Annotated in this window: 15 protein-coding genes and 1 riboswitch; of the genes, 9 read left to right on the forward strand and 6 right to left on the reverse strand. The window is 37.5% G+C overall.

The window, feature by feature from the left end; translation table 11 throughout:
- Positions 1–20: 20 nt before the first annotated feature.
- Together NSQ84_RS15645 and NSQ84_RS15650 are read right to left on the reverse strand one after the other, a co-directional pair.
- Positions 21–566 carry a DUF2179 domain-containing protein gene (locus NSQ84_RS15645; RefSeq protein ID WP_063386777.1) on the reverse strand — a complete coding sequence of 182 codons (546 nt, stop codon included), beginning with the start codon at positions 564–566 and terminating at the stop codon, positions 21–23.
- Positions 567–669: 103 nt separating this feature from the next.
- Positions 670–1,905 (reverse strand): DUF418 domain-containing protein, encoded by a 1,236-nt coding sequence (locus tag NSQ84_RS15650; RefSeq protein ID WP_242009353.1) that lies wholly within the window; start codon positions 1,903–1,905, stop codon positions 670–672.
- Between the two features lie 172 nt (positions 1,906–2,077).
- Positions 2,078–2,181: riboswitch (TPP riboswitch) on the forward strand.
- A 69-nt stretch (positions 2,182–2,250) separates the two neighbouring features.
- Between NSQ84_RS15650 and thiT the strand changes: the two genes are divergently transcribed.
- Complete coding sequence (gene thiT, locus NSQ84_RS15655; protein ID WP_066247732.1) at positions 2,251–2,811, forward strand: energy-coupled thiamine transporter ThiT; 561 nt, start codon at positions 2,251–2,253, stop codon at positions 2,809–2,811.
- Positions 2,812–2,852: 41 nt separating this feature from the next.
- Here thiT and menC read toward each other — a convergent pair whose 3' ends face one another.
- A complete protein-coding gene (gene menC, locus NSQ84_RS15660; protein ID WP_242513771.1) occupies positions 2,853–3,962 on the reverse strand; it encodes an o-succinylbenzoate synthase in 1,110 nt (369 codons plus the stop codon).
- 264 nt (positions 3,963–4,226) lie between these two features.
- Positions 4,227–5,183 carry a carbon-nitrogen hydrolase family protein gene (locus NSQ84_RS15665; protein ID WP_063386780.1) on the reverse strand — a complete coding sequence of 319 codons (957 nt, stop codon included), beginning with the start codon at positions 5,181–5,183 and terminating at the stop codon, positions 4,227–4,229.
- Positions 5,184–6,042: 859 nt separating this feature from the next.
- Between NSQ84_RS15665 and NSQ84_RS15670 the strand changes: the two genes are divergently transcribed.
- The 4 genes from NSQ84_RS15670 (at position 6,043) to NSQ84_RS15685 (ending at position 9,090) form a co-directional block, all read left to right on the forward strand.
- On the forward strand, positions 6,043–7,482 hold the full coding sequence (locus tag NSQ84_RS15670; RefSeq protein ID WP_339212090.1) for a PLP-dependent aminotransferase family protein: 1,440 nt from the start codon (positions 6,043–6,045) through the stop codon (positions 7,480–7,482).
- Between the two features lie 84 nt (positions 7,483–7,566).
- Positions 7,567–7,815 carry a hypothetical protein gene (locus tag NSQ84_RS15675; protein ID WP_063386782.1) on the forward strand — a complete coding sequence of 83 codons (249 nt, stop codon included), beginning with the start codon at positions 7,567–7,569 and terminating at the stop codon, positions 7,813–7,815.
- Positions 7,816–8,064: 249 nt separating this feature from the next.
- A complete protein-coding gene (locus NSQ84_RS15680; protein ID WP_063386783.1) occupies positions 8,065–8,907 on the forward strand; it encodes an SPFH domain-containing protein in 843 nt (280 codons plus the stop codon).
- A gap of 15 nt (positions 8,908–8,922) precedes the next feature.
- Entirely contained in the window at positions 8,923–9,090 is a 168-nt protein-coding gene (locus tag NSQ84_RS15685; RefSeq protein WP_065095528.1) for an Arc family DNA-binding protein, read from the forward strand.
- Positions 9,091–9,259: 169 nt separating this feature from the next.
- On the opposite strand, the gene NSQ84_RS15690 is transcribed toward NSQ84_RS15685, so the two are convergent.
- Together NSQ84_RS15690 and NSQ84_RS15695 are read right to left on the reverse strand one after the other, a co-directional pair.
- Entirely contained in the window at positions 9,260–10,315 is a 1,056-nt protein-coding gene (locus tag NSQ84_RS15690; protein WP_339212091.1) for an acyl-CoA dehydrogenase family protein, read from the reverse strand.
- Between the two features lie 383 nt (positions 10,316–10,698).
- Positions 10,699–11,232, reverse strand: a complete 534-nt coding sequence (locus NSQ84_RS15695) for a DUF4242 domain-containing protein (protein ID WP_063386785.1) — start codon at positions 11,230–11,232, stop codon at positions 10,699–10,701.
- A gap of 126 nt (positions 11,233–11,358) precedes the next feature.
- On the opposite strand from NSQ84_RS15695, the gene NSQ84_RS15700 reads away from it, so the two are divergent.
- The 4 genes from NSQ84_RS15700 (at position 11,359) to NSQ84_RS15715 (ending at position 15,235) form a co-directional block, all read left to right on the forward strand.
- Positions 11,359–11,805, forward strand: a complete 447-nt coding sequence (locus NSQ84_RS15700; protein ID WP_066247718.1) for a helix-turn-helix domain-containing protein — start codon at positions 11,359–11,361, stop codon at positions 11,803–11,805.
- Positions 11,806–12,444: 639 nt separating this feature from the next.
- Positions 12,445–13,236, forward strand: a complete 792-nt coding sequence (locus NSQ84_RS15705; protein WP_327848580.1) for an ABC transporter ATP-binding protein — start codon at positions 12,445–12,447, stop codon at positions 13,234–13,236.
- A 60-nt stretch (positions 13,237–13,296) separates the two neighbouring features.
- Positions 13,297–14,277: an ABC transporter substrate-binding protein gene (locus tag NSQ84_RS15710; RefSeq protein ID WP_327873279.1), complete on the forward strand. Its 981-nt coding sequence runs from the start codon at positions 13,297–13,299 to the stop codon at positions 14,275–14,277.
- A 199-nt stretch (positions 14,278–14,476) separates the two neighbouring features.
- Positions 14,477–15,235, forward strand: coding sequence for an ABC transporter permease (locus NSQ84_RS15715; RefSeq protein ID WP_063386789.1), 759 nt, complete (start codon positions 14,477–14,479; stop codon positions 15,233–15,235).
- The last annotated feature ends 252 nt before the right edge of the window (positions 15,236–15,487 follow it).

The raw sequence follows: 15,487 nt of genomic DNA on the forward strand, positions 1-15,487 counted from the left end.
CTTCATCCTCCCTTCGACCGTTATGTTCGTTCTTTTTCTAAACGCTTTACCCGCTTTTTCATCGCTTTTGTTAAATATCCGCCTTTAAAAGAACGAATTTCATATGAGCTTAAAAACGCTTTTGGTTCTATTTCATTGACAAGTTTTAAAAATTCTTCCTCCCGAGACCGTTTGGCAACAACTTCCAAACGATACCTAATCGAATTCATTCCTTCTCCTTGAAAGACCGTAACCCCAAAACCAGCCTCCCTCAATTTTTTTACTAATCCGGAATTTTTATCCATTAAATTCACATTGTATGTTACATATCCAAAAGCCAGCTTTTTCTCCAGTTCACCGCCCAACAACAGCCCTGCACCAAAACCGATAATATATGCACTAATATTGTAAATATTAGATAAATCTTGAAAAACTATTCCTAAAGCGACAATATAAATCGCTGCTTCTAGCAAACCTATACCAGCAGCAGCCTTTGTTTGATTTTTCACTAACAAAATAGTTCGGATCGTCAATACTGGTACATACAATAATTGCAGCAAAAAAATAAAAATTGCTTGTAGAAACATGTTGCCTAGACACTCCTTTGTTCCATCATACTATAAATTATTTTCAAAAAGAAAGAGCTATCATAAACTCAAAATCTGAGATTTGAAACTACATTTTTACAATTCATCTTGATCTGTTATTATGCTTCGAAACTTCCTTTTTCATGCGAATAGGCTGGCGCTTGAAATACATCGCTGTTCTCCATACCCACTCCAACGGCCCTAATTGAAAATATTTAAACCAAATATGGCTGATGATAAGCTGCACGGCAAAAATTGCGAGTGCAAGCCAAAAACCGGCGAAGGGGTATACTTTACCGTACAATCCCAATCCGTAATGATAAAAAATATATGTACAAATAACAGATTGCATGATGTAATTTGTCAATGACATGCGTCCAACAGGCGCAATCTTCTTAACAATTTGCCGACAGATTGGGTGAAAATATAAAAATATGAGAGAGATCACATAAAACAACATGAGAAATGGTGCACCGAACACCATGTAAAAACTATTTTTAGCGGTGACCGCAAAAATATTTAACGGAAGCCCAATGATAAGCCCGAAAAACCAGATGGCTGTTAATAACCTTCGATGCTTCTCCGGTTCTTGAAAAAGCTTTTGTTTCGCAAATATCATGCCAACTAAAAACATGCTGATATATGGGAGCATGTTTATTATATAGACAAGCGGTTGAAAAGGCCACATGCCAGACATAGACATGTAAAAAAGCCGATCATGAATACGCTGATGGAAAATATCAGTAAAACTTCCGTTTTGATATGAATGGATTGCGTTTCTTGCCTCCTCTTCCAGTAAGGCAGCCTGCTCTCTTTTTTGGACTAAAGCATCCTCACCATTGGATACAGCCGTCATCAAACCAATAAGGAGCAAATATAAACTAAATAAACATACAGTCCATACCAAAAGGGTTTTCCAGGAACACTTCCGGAAAAAAAGGAGAAGAAACCCCAGCACAGCATAATCCATTAAAATGTCTCCATCCCAAATGAAAAATGAATGAATTAGTCCAAATACAAAAAGCACCACCAGTCTGCGTATATATATAGAAACAAAGTTCCTGCCGTTTCCTAAAGCCCGTTCCTCCATGATGATGATTCCAAATCCGAACAATAATGAGAACATTGTAATAAACTTCATTTGTACAAATATTTCCAAAATATTTTTCGTTAGAAAATCCCATGTTCTCCATGTTTCAGTAAAAAAATTTTCGCTGCCTATTTGGTATAAATATACATCTGGATAGCTGAAATGCGCCATATTCACAAGTAAAATGCCAAATATCGCAGCCCCCCGCACCACATCCACTACTTCATAACGCTCACGTTTAAGATTCAAACCAAAACCCCCATTCTGAAAAAAGTTCTTATTGTTAACGCCCTTTTTTCATTACTTTTTGTCCAAAGGCTGCATTTCAGCTTTATCGTGTTTAAATTTATTTGAATATAGCGAAAAAAGAATGACAATTTTCTTATAGTCTATTATGATAGACATAAGATTCGAATATCAACAGATCCACAAGGGGAGCTATATGCTGAGAGTGGACGGATATTTCGTCCAGACCCTTTGAACCTGTTAGTTAATGCTAGCGTAGGGATGTGGAAGTATACTGATCCATGATACAGCCTTTTTCCCCCTTATGGATATTTGTTGATAGCAAATAATATACAGGGGGTTTTATTTTTGGAAAAAAATCGCTTATTACTATTAATAGAAGCAGCAATCTTTGCAGCATTGGCAGTTATACTTGATCTTCTCCCTTCCATTCAATTATCATCAGCCATTTCTATATCCATTGCCATGGTGCCTGTACTCATATTATCGTTTCGATCCGGTGCAAAGATTGGCTTCATTTCCGGCTTTTTATGGGGATTATTGCAAATTGTATTAGGTGATGCATACATCCTGACGCCTGTTCAAGGCTTCATCGACTATTTTCTAGCTTTTTCCTTTATCGGTTTAGCCGGTCTTTTCAGCAAAACTATCCAAAATAAGCTGAAAGATGGAAAGAAAAGCTCTGCTCTTGTTTTCATCATCTTTGGCGTCTTCATCGGAGCTTTTGCACGTTATTTTTGGCATTTTATCAGCGGTGTCTTTTTCTTCGGAGAATATGCACCAGAAGGAATGTCAGCGGTCGTTTATTCTTTGATCGTAAACGGCATTACGATGATAGGAGCCTTTGTATTATGCGCTGTCGTTACTGTTATTCTCATTATGGCGGCGCCAAGATTGGTTGTAAAATAAACAAAATCATCCTCTGCAAAACATGCAGAGGATAATTTTGTTTATAGGGTAAATACTTTCGTTTCAACAGTGTATTTTTTTAATTTTTCACGGCTTACATGAAAACCGATCCCCGGGTTATCAGGCAAGGCAATTTTTCCATTATAAACCGATATTTCCGGTTCAATAATATCTTCTTCCCAATACTTAGATGAACTGGATATATCTCCTGGCAGTGTGAATTGTTCAAGTGTCGCTAAGGCTATATTATGGGCCCGTCCAATCCCTGATTCAAGCATCCCTCCGCACCAAACTGGAACATTTTGCTCTTTGCAAAAATCATGGATTTTTTTTGCTTCTGTCAAACCGCCAACACGGCCGATTTTTATATTCATAATTTTGCAGCTTCGAAGTTCAACAGCCTTTCGAGCATCTTCGAAGGAACAAATACTTTCATCTAAACAGATCGGTGTGTCCAATTCTTTTTGAAGTTTGCTATGATCCACAATATCATCGTGCGCAAGAGGCTGCTCAATCATCATTAATTGAAACTCATCCAATTGTTTTAGATGATTTATATCTTTTAATGTATAGGCACTGTTCGCATCAGCCATTAAATCCAAGTTCGGAAAATGCTTCCGTATTTCCTTAACTACTTCAATATCCCAACCTGGTTTAATCTTTATTTTTACTCTCTTGTATCCTTCCTCCTGATATTGTTCAATAAGACTGATTAAATCTTTTATTGTTGGCTGAATACCGATGCTCACCCCAGCTTCAACTTCTTTTTTCATTCCCCCGAGAGCTTGTGAAAGAGGTATATTTTGCTGTTTTGCATATAGATCCCACACGGCACCTTCCAAAGCCGCTTTTGCCATATAATTTCTGCGAATAAAACGAAACGATTCAGCCAACTCACGAGGATGATGAAACGTCGTCTTTGATAAAATCGGAATGAGGAAATCTTCGATCATGTGCACAGTTGTTTTCACGGTTTCTTCTGTATACCATGGAATGGAAAAAGCAACCCCTTCTCCAAAACCGGCTGCACCATCATCATCCTTTACTTCTACGATCAACAATTCGCGATCGTGAATGTCTCCATAGCTAGTAGAAAATGGGGCTTTCAAACGCATCTGTAATATATGCAAAACAATTTTCTTAATTTTTATCAATTAAGAGCATCTCCTTTTTTAAACAAGCTCTCAGCTAAGTTCGACAAAATCATTGCCATTCGCCAGAGGGCTCGATATTTCCCGGAAAATATTTCTTAAAATAGCGAATCCACTCGAACGTTTGTTTTACACTAATTATAAAATAAACGCTTTCTTAATGTAAAGGAGCAAGGGATTTCTTTATTTCCCTTATTGTTTATTGAACTGCAAAATCTCAAATAAATAATGAGATCAATCGTAGAAACGAGTCTCATCATGAGATTAATTTTTCCACTCAATAGTTGTCTTCTTCTCTTTGTTGACTAGCAATTTAAAAACATCAGGTCTTGCATAATGCCCAACAGGATCAAAATCAAACTGGCTATAGGCGATTTGTTTCATATCCAGTTCTGCAATGATGATGTCTTCCTTGCCAAATACGGGCTCTGCCACATATTCGCCCAACGGTCCAACAATCGCGCTACCACCTCTGCTCATTACTTCAGGTGAAGAAGCAAGTTCATCATAACAAGCCAAATCTTTCGGATACATATCTTTTGTCACATATTGATTGGCAGACAAAACAAAGCATCTCCCCTCCAAAGCAATGTGGCGGATTGTTGACTGCCAAGTTTCCCTTGCATCAGCCGTTGGGGCAATATAAATTTGAATTCCTTGTGCATACATCGCAGCCCTTGCTAACGGCATATAATTTTCCCAGCAGATTAGCGCCCCTATTCTTCCATAAGGGGTGTCAAACACTGGTAATGTGCTTCCATCCCCTTCCCCCCAAACAATCCGTTCTGCTGCAGTCGGTTTTAATTTGCGGTGTTTTCCTAACAACTGTCCGTCAGAATCGAAAAATAAAACAGAACAGTAAAGTGTCCCGCCGCTAAATTCATTATCCCTTTCTGTAACGCCTATCACAAGGTAGACACCTGCTTTTCGAGCCGCTTCGCCCAGTTGTTCCGTCGTTTCGTCCGGAACAGCTACAGAATTGCTCCAGTATCTATACCAATCCTTCCTCCCTTCAGCCGAACGGCTCCCAATCGTTGTACCGAAAGATAAGCCTCTAGGATAAGCGGGAATAAAAGCTTCAGGAAATACAACAATCTTTGCTCCTTTTTCAGCAGCTTGATGTATGAGGCTAACCGCCTTTTTTGTCGTGGCGTCTCGGTCCATAATAACAGATGAGGCTTGTATAACAGCAACTTTAACCTTTTGTGCTCTGTTCGACATATTCTTCCCCTCCACCAAATTGAAAAATCTAAAGCCATCTTAAATGCCGAAGCTCATGAACCTTCAAAGTCAATAACCTTCGGAAGTTGCCCCCCTATTCATCTTCCATAAAAAAATCTGCACAGGAAGGAAAACACTTTGAATAATCCTCTTTTTAAGCATAGAAGGGCCGGCCCATGTATTAGAGTTCAAAATAATTGGATTATGTTTTTCCATGAGAGCTTTTCATGTGATATCTCATCTGAAGTAATTTAATGGTAATTTCTTAGCATGCTCCTTTGTACAATACAGCTGTGGCTGAGTGTCGAACTAACTATCAACACTTAATTCTATAGAAGCATTAAGCGTAAAATATGAGAAACGGTTTGAATTGGAGTATATTATTCATAATAAAAATGTTCAAAAATTTTTGGACCATCCAATCAAAGATTTTGTCAATCATCCAATTTCAATACTGCAACAGCCATTTATCCAAGACGAACCATAAAGTGAAATAAATTTGCCGAAAATCGCACATCTATTTTAAGGGTTTTCAACTTCAAGTAAAGAAAAAATCGGGCAGGACAGCTTTAAGCATTGCGTCCATGTTACAAAAGATAATGATTTTTCAGCAGCGTTCAAATCATGTGCTAAAAACTCCAAGTTAAAATAAAAGTGGATGGGTAAAATGTTACTGAATTGGATGGGCATTATTCTTTCATCTAGCGTTATAATTAATGTTTGAACAGGTTCAAATTTTGATGGATATAACAACATTTTCGATTATGTTCAATAGGAACATTCTATAGATAAATAACAAAGAACCTGGTTAACTTGCCATATAGCAGGAAGTGCCAAGCAAATCTAAAGGGTGAAGCATATGGACTGGAAACCGGATCGAAATGCAAAAAAGCCTATATATAAACAGCTGGCCGAATATATTGAAAATGGAATTGCGGATGGCACATTTCCCCCTGATAAACCGCTGCCTTCTGAACGGTTTTTGGCCAATAAGCTGCAAATAAACAGAAGCACAGTTGTGGCTGCATATGACGAATTAGAATCAAACGGACTTATCGAGAGAAAGAGAGGAAGCGGAACAACAATCAGCAAAGATATATGGGGCATGACAAAGAAGCGTGTACCAAGCTGGAATCGGTATATTGAGGCAGGATCGTTCTTGCCGAATTTACCTGTGACCCAGAGAATACGCAAAGAGATGGAAGAGCATAAACTAATCAATTTAGCTAGCGGTGAATTGTCGGAAGATCTTTTTCCAATCGACTCCTTGCGAGAAATCATTTCGACAAGGTCATTTATCGGAAGCCTAGGATATGATCATCCTCAAGGGAATGAGATATTAAGAAAAACTATCACAAAGCATGTGAAACGATATCGGAGAATTGAGACAAATCCGTCTTCCATTCTCATCACATCAGGAGCGCAGCAAGCTTTATATTTAATCGTCCAATGCTTATTAAAGCCGGGTGATGCGATAGCATTAGAAGAGCCTTCGTATTATTACAGTCTCCCGGTCTTTAAATCAACCGGAATTAGACCTTTCTATTTACCAGTTGACAAAGACGGTATAAACCCGGATGATTTGCTTCTATTGCATAAAAAACATCGAATCAGGATGATCTTTTTAAATCCTGCTTTCCAAAATCCATCAGGCGCTTTCCTTCATAAAAACCGGCGGGAAAAAATATTGGAAATATCGTCTGAGTATGGAATACCGATTGTTGAAGACGATCCTTACAGTTTAACGTCCTTTAATGGGGAAGAGACCTACCCGCTAAAATCAATGGATGAGCATGGAAATGTCTTATATATCAGCTCATTGTCGAAAATTGTTGCTTCTGGTTTGCGAATTGGTTGGGTTATTGGACCAAAGCCTGTGATTGAAAGATTGTCTGATGCCAAACAGCAAGTGGATTTCGGTCATGCCAGCTTTACTCAATGGATTGCCAATGATTTTCTGGAATCTGACGACTTCGATGCCCATATCAACTGCTTAGTCAAACGGCTCGAAAACAGAAGGGATCAAATTGTCAAAAGCCTTCGATTCTACTTAAAAGACGATGTTGATTTTTATATCCCGCAAGGAGGCATTCATTTATGGTGCAAAATAAAGAAAGACATTAATGAGATCCAGCTGCTAGAAGAGTCGATCAAGCGCGGGGTTATTTATGTTCCGGGCTCAACGCTTGGATCAAGTACAAAATATGTCCGTTTTACCTTCGCAAGAGAAAATGAAGAAAATATAAATGAAGGAATAAAAAGATTTGCTGATGCATTTTATAATATTCAGCATAAATAAATTTCTATTTTCAGGTGATTATCAAGCAAGGACATTAACGAATCAATTCTCTACCACAATGTAAAGAGACAGGGAGATGGTTTTATGTATAGTATGTTATTGACCGTAGGCATTATTATTTGTGTACTTGCACTCATTTTAACTGCGTTTATCGGAAAAGAAGTAGGAAACAAAATAGAAACATATAAAGCGATCGGGAACAGTCCCCATGATGAACTCGCAAGGTCAAGGGAATATGAAACAAGCTCCTTTCGCAATGTTCGCTCGTTGACATGGATTTATACCTTATTGTTTATTGTCATCCTCATTGTATGTCTTATTTTTCTGTTTTAATGCTAAAGAAACGAACCTATGCAAACAATAATGAACTAAATATATTTAAACCGAAATCCTCGACTAGCCCTTGCTAACGAAATGACGTTTAGCATGGTTGTTAGTTGAGGTTTTTTATTTTGGCTTTCATTGAATTTTCATAGCTCCAAAAACGTTTTTCGCCAAAATTTTTTGACAATAATAATTTACATTTATTTCAAAAAGTGATATCATTTTAATATAAAAATAATATGAGAGGGGCAATGAAAGTTGAAAGAAAAAAAGGCATGGTTTATTGACGGGTTTATTGGAATTGTATTAATCGTTGCACTTTTGCTCGGAGCAGCTTTTACATTTATCCAGGAGTTTATTGTTCCTGCAATTGTATTGGTTGTTCTTGCCGCACTGCTTGGAAGCGGGCTTACCATTGTACAGCCGAATCAAGCAAACGTTGTCATTTTCTTCGGACGTTATTTAGGAAGCATTCGGAAAAGTGGCCTTGCTTTAACGGTTCCATTAACTATTAGACAAAAGGTGTCCCTTCGCGTTCGAAATTTTAACAGCAAAAAGCTAAAAGTAAACGATGTGGAAGGGAATCCGATTGAAATTGCTTCGGTCATCGTCTTCAAAGTAATCGATTCCGCAAAAGCAACTTTTGATGTGGATGATTATGAAGAATTCGTGGAAATCCAAAGCGAGGCTGCCATTCGTCATGTAGCAACGAAATATCCTTACGATACGTTTGATGACCACAATATTACATTAAGAGGCAACGCCGATGTTGTTTCAAAAGAGCTGGCAGATGAATTGCAAGAAAGGTTGAACGTCGCTGGAGTTGAAGTAATAGAAGCTAGACTGACTCATTTAGCTTACTCGACTGAAATTGCCAGCGCCATGCTTCAGCGCCAGCAGGCAGCCGCCGTTTTATCTGCGAGAAAAAAGATTGTCGAAGGAGCCGTCAGCATGGCCCAAATGGCTGTCGAGCAGCTGGCTAGCAACGGAACGATTGAGCTTGATGAAGAAAGAAAGGTTAACATGGTGAATAATTTAATGGTTGCGATCATCTCCGATCGCGGCACCCAGCCGGTCATAAATACCGGAAGTCTATATTAATGGTTGTGTCGCATCATGGCAAAAAAGAAAAATTTCCCTTTAAGAATCGATCCTGAATTGTATGCCGTTATTGAACGTTGGGCGCAAGAGGAATTCCGCAGCGTCAATTCCCATATTGAATTTTTATTGCGGGACGCTGCTCGACGCGAAGGAAGGTTAAAGAAAAAAAAGGAGAAAGAATAAAACATCGATCATCTTTTCCGCAAATCAAAAATTGGCTGCTGACTTCCTTCAAATCTTGGCGCCCTAGACACCCTTGTCTTAAACAAAATACTGCTGCTTTAAAGCTTGGCGAATGTACAGATGCCCAGCACATACAAAAAATCCCTTATGGATAACCATGAGGGATTTTTTATGAGTGAAGAACTTTTTCTAAATGTTTCACTGTTGGTGTTAAATTAGCAAAGAAATACGCTTCGCGGAGTCTGCGGGAAGGTGCACTATACATGAGATATCCGGCGCTTCCGTGATGAAGCATGTTTGCCTGTACAGCTTCAAGGGTTAAATAAGCAGCTTCCAAACGTATCTTTGCAATTTCTTTCCAGTCGAGTCTTTGACCGCTGAACAATGCATGAATGTCATCTTGAATTTTGCGCTCTTGTGTTTTCAATTGACCCGGCTGTATTTTTAAAAAGCTGTTGCAGCCATTTTGTTTATTAATAACCTTTTCAATGGAGGCGATGGAAGATCGTATAACACCTAAACCAAGAGGTATTTGATATAAAATGAAAACCGGGCGGATTTTCTCCACAAAAAGATCCGCATCGTCAGATAAAACCCACTCATTCGGGACAAAAACATCTTGAAAAGTACAAGAATATGTTGCGCTTCCATTTAAACCTAGAAAATCATTTTTTTCCTTTAATATTAATCCTTCTGCATTGCTCGGAATGAAGCACATGATTCGTTTGTGTTCATCCACCTCAGCAATCACACCGAACCAATGATTGTCACCTAGATTGGATACATTCGGTAAAACACCTGAAAGTATATAACCATCTTCTTTAGGTTTTGCCTTTAAGTGCAATTTTTCAAGCCCTGCATAATATTTCATCGGATTCGATAAGCCTGTTGCACCTAAAATTTTTCCATTCTCCAGCAAAGGGAGCAATTTATTTTTTAATGAAAGATTATTGGAATTTCGTACATAAGTTAAAGCGGCCAGATGGCACCATAGGCAAAATGCAGTCGTCATACACCATTTTGCTGTTTCTTCTACTACTTTCATTTCTTGTAAAATATATTCCTTTTGCGACTTATGATTCGTAGAGAAAAATCCAGCTTTCCCTAGCTCCCGCAAATATTGCTCCTGATAAAAACCTTCCGCATCAATTTTTTTTACATATGGTTTCAATTCTTTTTCAATTAACTGCTCCAACGTTTCAACTTTTTCGTCCAAACTATTCATTTCAATCATCACCCGCGTTCATAATGTCCGAAATCAGGCATTCCAATTATTATTAAATAAATAATTCCTACGTGTTTAGTCGGTTTAAAGTTATTTTATTATATTAGGTTCAAAAAATCAATCTTTATTTTGCCGCCTCTCCTATTTTTTTGATAAAGATGAACCTGTATATGTATTTCAAAAGAGCTTTGAAAAAAGACAATAAACCAATGCTTGGTTTATTACAACTTCCTGAAAGTAGCTGGCATCCGCCAGCTACTTTCAGATAAAAATCGAAAAAATATAAAAGCAAGTGGAGAGAAACGCATTGTTTTTCTCCACTTGCTTCATTTTAGGGACTTATCGGACAGCCCCGCCTCTTAAAAAAAGGTTATTAAAATTGATTATTTATCTGCCAATATTTCCGTAATGGAGTCAATTGGTGTTTTTACTGCGTTGCGGGCACGCTTAACAGCCTCTTCATCTGGTGCATCGTAGAAGCAAAGGCATTTTGTCATATCTTCACAAACATAAGTTCTCGAAAATGTTACTTCAGGAACTTCTTGATAATGTACAGAGTTTTTCTTCTTTCTCTCCAAATATTGTTCCATTGTCAAATCTTCTGGTAAATTCCATTCAACCAAATAATTGACAACTTCATTATTTTTCTTTACATCTTCGAGTTCTTTTCCAACAAGACGAACTTGTTTTACTAGATGAATAGGTATCTGAATGTCTTTTAACGTTTCAGTGGCAGCTTTTTGATTTTCTGCTTCAACAATAAAGAATGCGCGTGAGAAATCCTTTGATACTTGAAGTTCAATTAATGATGCCTGATTTTCGTTTAATTTTCCTTGAAGCTCTGAAACTTTTTGATCTAATTCCTCTTTTGCTGATACAATACCATTTAAGGATGATTCAATTAAGTATAGCGCCATATTTTTATCCCCCACTTTTTTATTATCATAAAGTCATTTTAATATACTTAGTTCAAAAAATCAACTTAATCACTTTTAAATTATTTTATGTTAAAATGGATTGTAACAAATGGAGGAGATTAGTTTATGAAAATAAGATATGATATCCCTTGCAACATCGCGCAATCACTTAATATCATTGGAGATCGTTGGACACTGTTAATTATTCATGAAATTTTAAACGGAAATGCACTTTTTAATGAAATTAAAAAAGCTTTACCGGGAATTTCTTCTAATTTGCTTTCGGAACGTCTCAGATATTTAGAAGAAGAAGGCCTCGTTCAATCAGAGCTTTATTCACAGCATCCACCTCGATACCGCTATGTATTAACACAAAGCGGAAAAGATTTAGAGCATGTTTTCAATGCACTTATTATTTGGGGAAGCAAACATTTAAAAAAATGTTATAAAAAACTAATTGACCCGGCTACAGGTGATGAGGTGGACATTGCCTATTATTCCAAAAAAACAGGCGAACTTGTCCAAAATGTTGAAGTTATTTCTATTGAAAGTGAGCTTCAAAATATTAAATAAAAATGCTGTCAGGTCTTCTAAGACTAGTTTAAGGATAGGCGTGCTGGAAGCTCCGGCAATTGCCTTTCAGGAGGAGTTTTTCCACGCGTCTAGCCTCTTAGATACCAATTTTTACATAAATTCATTTCCCTTTGTCAATAACGAATACGAAGTCCATATTATAAATCCCCTATTCCAGGTTATCATCATTCCCTTGTTCTCCTTTTTCAACACCTTCCGTAAAATCCAGTATGCTTGAATCACCTACCTATTCTTAAAGCATCACTTTAAAAATCCCGCTTACAGCTTAAAATGTTTTCCTGCCTCCGGCTTCAAAAATGCCATCCGCAAACGTCCATCATAATAAAAATCTATAAAAACGCAATGACTAAGCTTATCCTCATTGAACTCCCATCACTTCTTCTACAAAACGTCCAGATACATCGGTGCAAACCGCTCACAATCAAAATAACACGATTCATTCTCAAAAATTAAAATCATTGACACTAAAAAATATTTTCTATATATAGTTGAAAAAACTAACAAAGTATAATAAAATGATCTACAAATATTAAAACTCACTATTCTTATAAGAATTATTTTGTTAATGAATTAACCGAATATTAATGAAAATCCGACGACTAAGAGGCGGTGTAATGAATGGATTCTCAGCAGTCTACAATTATTAAAGTTGAAAATTTGAGCAAGAGCTTCACAAATAAAAATAAAGAAATACACGTTCTAGACAATATTTCACTAGAAATAAAGCAAGGTGAAATCATCTCCATATTAGGAGAAAGCGGCTGCGGGAAAAGCACTTTTTTAAATATTATCGGCGGCTTTGAAAAGGCGGATAGCGGTCAAGTTTTGCTTGATGGGAATGTGGTGAATCAGCCGAATCGCAAATGCATAATGCTGTTTCAAGACTATGGACTGCTCCCATGGCGAACAGTGCTTAAAAATGTAGAATTGGGGCTGGAAGGTCTCAAGCTTCATCCTGCAGAACGAAAGGAAAGAGCGTTACATTACTTGGCATTGGTTGGTCTAAAAGGAAAAGAAGATTTGTTTCCTCATGAACTTTCTGGAGGAATGCAGCAAAGAGCAGGAATTGCCAGAGCACTTGCACTGAAGCCAGAATTAATTTTAATGGATGAACCGTTTGCAGCATTGGACACGTTTAATCGTTATTATTTGCAGGATGAACTGCTTCGCATCCAGCAAAAGGAAAAAACAACTATTATTTTAGTTACCCACGATATTGATGAAGCAATCTATTTATCAGACCGGATTCTCATTATGCATCCAAATCCCGGTCATATTCACAGGGAGATCAAGATCGCTCTCTCGAAGCCTCGAGACCGAAGCCATTCTGATTTTCAGTATTATCGAAAAATCATTTTTGAAGAATTCCACTTTAACCATCCTAATGTAACAACGGAGTATTATATCTAATTTTTCAAAGCAAGCTCACATTGTATATAAAAAAATAAAAATAGGAAAAGGGGAAATTAGATGAAAAGGATTATTCAATCTGGACTGATTCTATTAGTTATATCAGTATTGTTATTGACAATGGCTGCTTGTGGGGCAAACAGAAGCGATAATACTTCCGAAAGCGGCAAAGATGGAAAAAGAACAATCAAGATCGGGTATTTGCCGATTACTCATGCAGTACCTCTGTTTATCGAGAAGGAATTAGAAAAATATGAAAAATTCAATCTGGAACTCGTGAAATTTGGTTCGTGGCCCGAGCTTGTAGACGCCTTAAACACAGGCAATATTGACGGAGCTTCCATGCTAGTTACTTTGGCTATGAAGGCAAAAGAGCAAGGCATTGATTTAAAAGCTGTCGCATTAGGACATCGAGATGGGAACGTACTTGTCGTAGCAAATGATATTAATAGTGTTAAAGACTTAAAGGGGAAAAATTTTGCTATTCCACACAAATTCTCCACTCACAATATTTTGCTTTATCAAATGTTAAAACAAAACGGATTAAAGTACGATGATGTAAAGGCTGTCGAGATGCCTCCAGCAGAAATGCCGGCAGCTTTATCTGAGGGCAGAATTGCTGGATATGTCGTTGCAGAACCTTTTGGTGCAGCTTCCGTATCGATCGGAAAGGGCAAGGTACTATTTCAAGATAATGAAATTTGGCAGAATTCCATTGACTGTGCACTAGTACTGCGCGGTGAATTTATCGAAAAGGAAAAAGAGATTGCTCAGGATTTTGTTAATTATTACTTAAAAGCTGGTGAGGTAGCAGAGCACAAGGATGAGCAAACAATTGAAATGTCCTCCAAATATATGAAAGCGGACAAAGAAGTAATGGATTTATCTTTTAAATGGATTGCTTATGACGATTTAATCATTCATGAAAAAGACTATAAAGAATTAACGAAAAACTTGATTGAGATGGGCTTACAAAAAAATCCGCCATCTTATGAAGAATTTGTAGATAATTCGCTAATAGACAATGCAAAGCTTCCATAAGGAGGATTCCTATTCCTCTCACTCATTTTGAGCAAACCGAAAGATGGACGCGAATTTAAAGATGTTCTATGGTTAAGCAGGTACTAGGCATGTTGAACAACAGAAGCCCTAATGATGGAAGTATACTAAAATGACAGTTCCGCATGGTTGATGATGCATAAATTCACCAATTAATTTGAGAAAAAAGAGAAGTGATAGGATGATTAAATATAAGAATTTCATAAATGTCATCATTGGTTTTGCTATCTTGATTACCTTGTGGCAGTTAATTATTTTCATTGGAAAATATGATTCAGCACTTTTCCCTTCACCCATTCAAGTATGGGATGGAATACTTTCGCTTATTAAAGATGGTACACTGTTCGAACATTTTCAAGTGAGTATCATGCGATTTTTGGCTGGATATCTTTCTGCCGTTGTATTAGCGATCATTTTAGGGCTTATTTTTGGCAGAATTCCACTATTATGGGGAGTGATTGACCCAATTATCCAAGTATTGCGGCCTGTTTCGCCAATCGCATGGTCGCCGTTTATTGTACTTTGGTTTGGGATTGGCAATATGCCGGCAATCGTAATTATTTTTATTGCTGCCTTCTTTCCTGTTTTGCTATCGACAGTATCTGCTGTAAAGAACGTTGATAAAACTTATTTGAAAGTGGCGCAAAATTTCGAGATTAAAAAATTCGAGCTATTGCGCAAAATCATTTTTCCTGCCACATTCCCTTATATTGCGAACGGTCTTCATATAGCTGTAGGTACAGCTTGGATTTTTCTTGTAGCAGGAGAGATGGTTGGAACGCAGTCAGGACTTGGTTATTTAGTTGTCGACGCCAGAAATTCCATGAGGCTTGATTTAGTCATGGCTGCTATACTATTTATCGGCGTATCCGGGCTGCTTCTCGATAAAGCGGTCGGACTTATTGAAAACTGGATTAATCGTATTTGGGGAAGAGCATAATCGCTGTGCAAGGCAAACTTTCCTGTTTCAAGGGACATCTCCGCCCTACAAGTTGAAAGTGCTTTTCCAACTAACCATCTAGTTGCCTATATTAATTTTTCAGAGGATAGTATGTTCATGATAAGAGCATACATCCTCTTTTTTTATACACATCTTTCTTATTTGGAACCAGTCTCTCCAGCGACTTTAGAAAACGGCAAAAATAATTCGGCTATTAAAAATAATCTTTCATGCAAAATCATGCTAGATGTA

Origin of the sequence: Aeribacillus sp. FSL K6-3256, assembly GCF_037965805.1 — a bacterium.
Taxonomy (GTDB): domain Bacteria; phylum Bacillota; class Bacilli; order Bacillales; family Aeribacillaceae; genus Aeribacillus; species Aeribacillus composti.

Excerpts from the sequence above, each read along its gene's own strand:
- NSQ84_RS15645 (WP_063386777.1), bottom strand. The coding sequence starts at position 566 with ATGTTTCTACAAGCAATTTTTATTTTTTTGCTGCAATTATTGTATGTA.
- NSQ84_RS15665 (WP_063386780.1), bottom strand. The coding sequence starts at position 5,183 with ATGTCGAACAGAGCACAAAAGGTTAAAGTTGCTGTTATACAAGCCTCA.
- NSQ84_RS15670 (WP_339212090.1), top strand. The coding sequence starts at position 6,043 with ATGGACTGGAAACCGGATCGAAATGCAAAAAAGCCTATATATAAACAG.
- NSQ84_RS15675 (WP_063386782.1), top strand. The coding sequence starts at position 7,567 with ATGTATAGTATGTTATTGACCGTAGGCATTATTATTTGTGTACTTGCA.
- NSQ84_RS15685 (WP_065095528.1), top strand. The coding sequence starts at position 8,923 with ATGGCAAAAAAGAAAAATTTCCCTTTAAGAATCGATCCTGAATTGTAT.
- NSQ84_RS15690 (WP_339212091.1), bottom strand. The coding sequence starts at position 10,315 with ATGAATAGTTTGGACGAAAAAGTTGAAACGTTGGAGCAGTTAATTGAA.
- NSQ84_RS15695 (WP_063386785.1), bottom strand. The coding sequence starts at position 11,232 with ATGGCGCTATACTTAATTGAATCATCCTTAAATGGTATTGTATCAGCA.
- NSQ84_RS15700 (WP_066247718.1), top strand. The coding sequence starts at position 11,359 with ATGAAAATAAGATATGATATCCCTTGCAACATCGCGCAATCACTTAAT.
- NSQ84_RS15705 (WP_327848580.1), top strand. The coding sequence starts at position 12,445 with ATGGATTCTCAGCAGTCTACAATTATTAAAGTTGAAAATTTGAGCAAG.
- NSQ84_RS15710 (WP_327873279.1), top strand. The coding sequence starts at position 13,297 with ATGAAAAGGATTATTCAATCTGGACTGATTCTATTAGTTATATCAGTA.
- NSQ84_RS15715 (WP_063386789.1), top strand. The coding sequence starts at position 14,477 with ATGATTAAATATAAGAATTTCATAAATGTCATCATTGGTTTTGCTATC.